2 protein-coding genes and 3 rRNA genes (2 of these 5 cut by a window edge) are annotated in these 5,000 nt (G+C 46.3%); all 5 read left to right on the forward strand.

Going from position 1 to position 5,000, the window contains the following annotated elements; translation table 11 throughout:
• Positions 1-64, forward strand: partial view of a tetratricopeptide repeat protein gene (locus AC1ECB_RS23990; protein ID WP_485666146.1) — the 3' end only. Its footprint begins 1,019 nt before the window's first position; the window shows 64 of its 1,083 coding nt (coding positions 1,020-1,083); its start codon lies beyond the left edge, outside the window; it ends in the stop codon at positions 62-64.
• Positions 65-183: 119 nt separating this feature from the next.
• A complete protein-coding gene (ilvD, locus tag AC1ECB_RS23995) occupies positions 184-1,842 on the forward strand; it encodes a dihydroxy-acid dehydratase (RefSeq protein WP_485666147.1) in 1,659 nt (552 codons plus the stop codon).
• Positions 1,843-2,342: 500 nt separating this feature from the next.
• Positions 2,343-3,898 (forward strand): 16S ribosomal RNA (locus AC1ECB_RS24000).
• Between the two features lie 168 nt (positions 3,899-4,066).
• Positions 4,067-4,183 (forward strand): 5S ribosomal RNA (gene rrf / locus AC1ECB_RS24005).
• Between the two features lie 349 nt (positions 4,184-4,532).
• Positions 4,533-5,000 (forward strand): 23S ribosomal RNA (locus tag AC1ECB_RS24010); it runs 2,449 nt beyond the window's last position.
• Together the 16S, 23S and 5S rRNA genes form the textbook arrangement of a ribosomal RNA operon.

The following is a 5,000-nucleotide window of genomic DNA, read 5'->3' on the forward strand; positions in this document are numbered from 1 at the left end:
GATAGCTAGTAAAGTAAATAAACAGAAACCTTCCAAGAAAAATAAAAACAAGAGAAAAAGATAGTGCAAGGATTTGAAGATATTTTGTTGAATACTTAATACAGTGTTAATTGTCCGGCTACTTAAAAAGGAAAAATGTCCGTGACAGACAACAGGTGTTCATATCAGAAAGGAGATAAATTCATGATTTTAAAAAGTGATATTGTTAAAAAAGGATCAACCCGGGCGGCGCATCGCTCTTTGTTCTATGCCATGGGCTATACTCCACAAGAACTAGAAAAACCAATGATTGGCGTTGTTAATGCTTTTAATGAAATAATTCCTGGACATATGCATCTTAAAGATGTAGCTGAAGCCGTAAAAATGGGTGTAGCTGCAGGTGGTGGCATGCCGGTAGAATTTCCGGCTATTGGTATTTGTGATGGTATTGCTATGGGGCATGATGGCATGAAATACCCATTGCCTAGCCGCGAGCTTATTGCTGACTCGGTTGAAGCCATGGCAATCGGTCATGGTTTTGATGGACTTGTACTCATTCCTAATTGTGACAAAATTGTACCAGGTATGCTTATGGCTGCTGCCAGAATCAACATCCCTTGTATTGTAATGAGTGGTGGTCCGATGATGGCTGGACGCTATCAGGGCCGGGATATTAGCGTCAGCACGATGTTTGAGGCTGCAGGGCTTTTTGAAGCAGGGAAAATAACAGCACCGGAAATGGACCAAATGGAAAAATCGGCGTGTCCTGGATGTGGTTCCTGTGCAGGGCTGTTTACGGCTAATACTATGAACTGTATGGCTGAAGCATTAGGGGTAGCATTACCTGGAAACGGGACAATTCCTGCAGTAAACTTTGGAGCGCGCCGCATGCTGGCAAAACAAGCTGGTTCAATTATTGTTGATTTAGTTAAACGTAATGTTAAGGCCCGTGATATTTTGACCCGACAGGCTTTTGAGAATGCCATGACTGTTGATATGGGTATCGGTGGCTCGTCCAACACAGTATTACATCTTACAGCCATTGCTCGTGAGGCCGGAATTGAATTGCCGTTGCATTTGTTTGATGAAATTAGTGCTAAGACACCTTATATAACCAAGTTAAGTCCGAGCGGAACTCAGCATATTCAAGACCTTAACGAAGCCGGTGGTATTTCTGCAGTAATGAAAGAACTTTCTAAGCTTGGGCGCATTCATACTGAGGCTTTAACAGTAACCGGTACTGTCAGTGATCGGATTAAAGATGTTGCTACTTTGCGCCCGGAAGTAATCAAAACAGTTGAGTCCCCCTATCGCAAGACTGGTGGTATCGCTATTCTTAATGGTAATTTAGCTCCTGATGGTGCAGTGGTAAAAGAAAGCGCTGTGAAAGAAGATATGCTTGTCTTTGAAGGTATTGCCCGTGTATTTAATTCCGAGGAAGAGGCTATTGAAGCTATTATCGGTAAAAAAATTAAAGATGGTAATGTAGTTATTATTCGCTATGAAGGTCCAAAAGGCGGCCCGGGAATGAAGGAGATGCTAAACCCGACAGCCATAATTGTTGGTATGGGTCTTAAGGTGGCATTATTAACTGACGGGCGTTTCAGCGGTGCTACACAAGGCGCATGTATTGGTCACATTTCCCCGGAAGCTATGGAGGGGGGGCCAATTGCCCTCGTGGAGGAAGGCGATATGATTAGTATTGATATTCCGGGGCGTAAGCTTGAGATCAAAGTAAGTGATGAAGACATGGCAAACCGGAAAGCAGCCTGGGTTCAACCAAAGCCTAAGGTAACTAATGGCTATCTTGCCAGATATGCTAAGTTAGTGACTTCAGCAAATACGGGTGCTGTGCTAAAATAAATAGTAGATCTTGGTCATTGAACAGTCCGGTCGCGGACTGTTCTTTTATATGGGTGTTAAATATATATTAACAAACAGAATTTTCAGTATTGAGTGAATAATTATTGACAAGTTAGGATATGGTGTGCTACGATAAAAAAACAATAGATTTACCTTTTTTACCATCTCTCTATAGAAAAAAAGATGGACAGAAGTATTGACACCAATAAGCAATGCATGATAAGATAGGCAAGTCGGTTCAAGCGAGGCATATAGCTAAGCCAAGAATAATGACAGAAAGAAATACTAAGAATAAAGATATTGACACGGTGAAATAAACGTGATAATATATAAAAGCTGTCGCCGCAATGCGAACGACAAAACGTTCCCTGAAAACTGAACAATGTAAGAAATGCATCAAAAAGCCAGATGTGCGGTTGTATGTCACTTGCGACATATAAAACCAAAAACAATTTCTATTTAATTGATTTATAGAGCCAACAAATGGCTTCAATAATATTTTATTGGAGAGTTTGATCCTGGCTCAGGACGAACGCTGGCGGCGTGCCTAACACATGCAAGTCGAACGGGGAGTTAGTAATAACTCCTAGTGGCGAACGGGTGAGTAACGCGTAGACAACCTGCCTCTAAATTGGGGACAACACCGCGAAAGTGGTGCTAATACCGAATGTGGTATCTTAGTCGCATGACTAAGATAAGAAAGGTGGCCTCTGAATATGCTACCGCTTAGAGATGGGTCTGCGTCTGATTAGCTAGTTGGTGAGGTAACGGCTCACCAAGGCTTCGATCAGTAGCCGGTCTGAGAGGATGAACGGCCACACTGGGACTGAGACACGGCCCAGACTCCTACGGGAGGCAGCAGTGGGGAATCTTCCGCAATGGACGAAAGTCTGACGGAGCAACGCCGCGTGAGTGAAGAAGGTCTTCGGATTGTAAAGCTCTGTCGTTTGGGACGAACGTGTTCTATGTGAATAATGTAGAGCAATGACGGTACCAAAGGAGGAAGCCACGGCTAACTACGTGCCAGCAGCCGCGGTAATACGTAGGTGGCAAGCGTTGTCCGGAATTATTGGGCGTAAAGGGCGTGTAGGTGGATTTTTAAGTCGTGTGTCTAAGTGCGGGGCTCAACCCCGTATAGGCGCAGGAAACTGGAAATCTTGAGTGCAGGAGAGGAAAGTGGAATTCCCAGTGTAGCGGTGAAATGCGTAGATATTGGGAGGAACACCAGTGGCGAAGGCGACTTTCTGGACTGTGTCTGACACTGAGGCGCGAAAGCCAGGGGAGCGAACGGGATTAGATACCCCGGTAGTCCTGGCCGTAAACGATGGGTACTAGGTGTAGAGGGTATCGACCCCTTCTGTGCCGCAAGCTAACGCAATAAGTACCCCGCCTGGGGAGTACTACCGCAAGGTTGAAACTCAAAGGAATTGACGGGGGCCCGCACAAGCGGTGGAGTATGTGGTTTAATTCGACGCAACGCGAAGAACCTTACCAGGACTTGACATTGAGTGAAAAGCTAAGAGATTAGTTCCTATCCTTCGGGATACACGAAAACAGGTGGTGCATGGCTGTCGTCAGCTCGTGTCGTGAGATGTTGGGTTAAGTCCCGCAACGAGCGCAACCCTTATCCTTTGTTGCCAGCGCGTAAAGGCGGGAACTCAAGGGAGACTGCCGCAGACAATGCGGAGGAAGGCGGGGATGACGTCAAGTCATCATGCCCCTTATGTCCTGGGCTACACACGTACTACAATGGGCTTAAACAAAGCGAAGCAAGCCCGCGAGGGTAAGCCAAACGCATAAACAAGCTCTCAGTTCGGATCGGAGGCTGCAACTCGCCTCCGTGAAGTCGGAATCGCTAGTAATCGCAGGTCAGCATACTGCGGTGAATACGTTCCCGGGCCTTGTACACACCGCCCGTCACACCACGAAAGTTGACAACACCCGAAGCCGGTGGGGTAACCAGCAATGGAACTAGCCGTCTAAGGTGGGGCCGATGATTGGGGTGAAGTCGTAACAAGGTAGCCGTATCGGAAGGTGCGGCTGGATCACCTCCTTTCTAGGGAGAACCGTTCAGCGTAACAACTGAACTAACTTCTAGGTCGGTACATCTTGGCAGATGAACACTCTTACATTGTTTAGTTTTGAGGGAATGCAAGTTACCAAAAATTACTTGTTGAAAAACACGAGTAAGTATGATAACATTAGTATTCCTGAAAACAAAATATCCAGTGACGATAGCTGTGGGGTTCCATCTGTTCCCATACCGAACACAGTAATTAAGCCCACAAACGCCGAAGGTACTTGGTTGGAAACGGCCTGGGAGATTAGGAAGTTGCTGGTTTTGGAACGAAAGTTGCCAGAACTTACTTGTTGAAAAATACAAGTGGTTCTGATAATATAGATGTTCCACTGTTCCTTGAAAACTGCACAGAAGAAAGCAAAGTAAAATTACCTCTCATATGCAAATATGTGAAGTAACTTAACGAAGCGCAATTAGGACGAACTGAAGGCAAAATATTTCGGCATAGTAAAATATAGCCGAGAGACTGGCTAGAAATGGACAGATGCTAGGCGCAGCGAGCACCGGAGCGGAGGCGTACAAGTTGTACGTTGAGCACCGGAGCACAGTAGCAACAACGCAGATGGCCGTTTATAGACAGTCGACAAAGTAGTAGCAACAAGACTAAATAAGTCAAGTTATTAAGGGCATACGGCGGATGCCTAGGCGCCAAGAGCCGACGAAGGACGGGGTAAGCTCCGATATGCCAGGAAGAGCTGCAAGCAAGCTTTGACTCCTGGATTTCCGAATGGGGGAACCCGGCGGTGGTAATGCACCGTCACCTAACGTAAGTTAGGAGGGCACCCGGGGAACTGAAACATCTAAGTACCCGGAGGAAAAGTAATCAATTGAGATTCCCTAAGTAGCGGCGAGCGAACGGGGAAGAGCCCAAACCAAATCACTTCGGTGATTTGGGGTTGAGGACTGACAACAATCAAACCAGGCTTAGTCGAACTACCTGGAAAGGTAGGCCACAGAAGGTAACAGCCCTGTAAGCGAAAAGCAGAGTTTGAGGGTCAGAATCCAGAGTACCACGGGACACGAGGAACCCTGTGGGAAGCAGGGGGACCACCCTCCAAGGCAAAATACTCCTTGGCGA

The organism is Sporomusa sp. 246TCP1 (genome assembly GCF_057319775.1).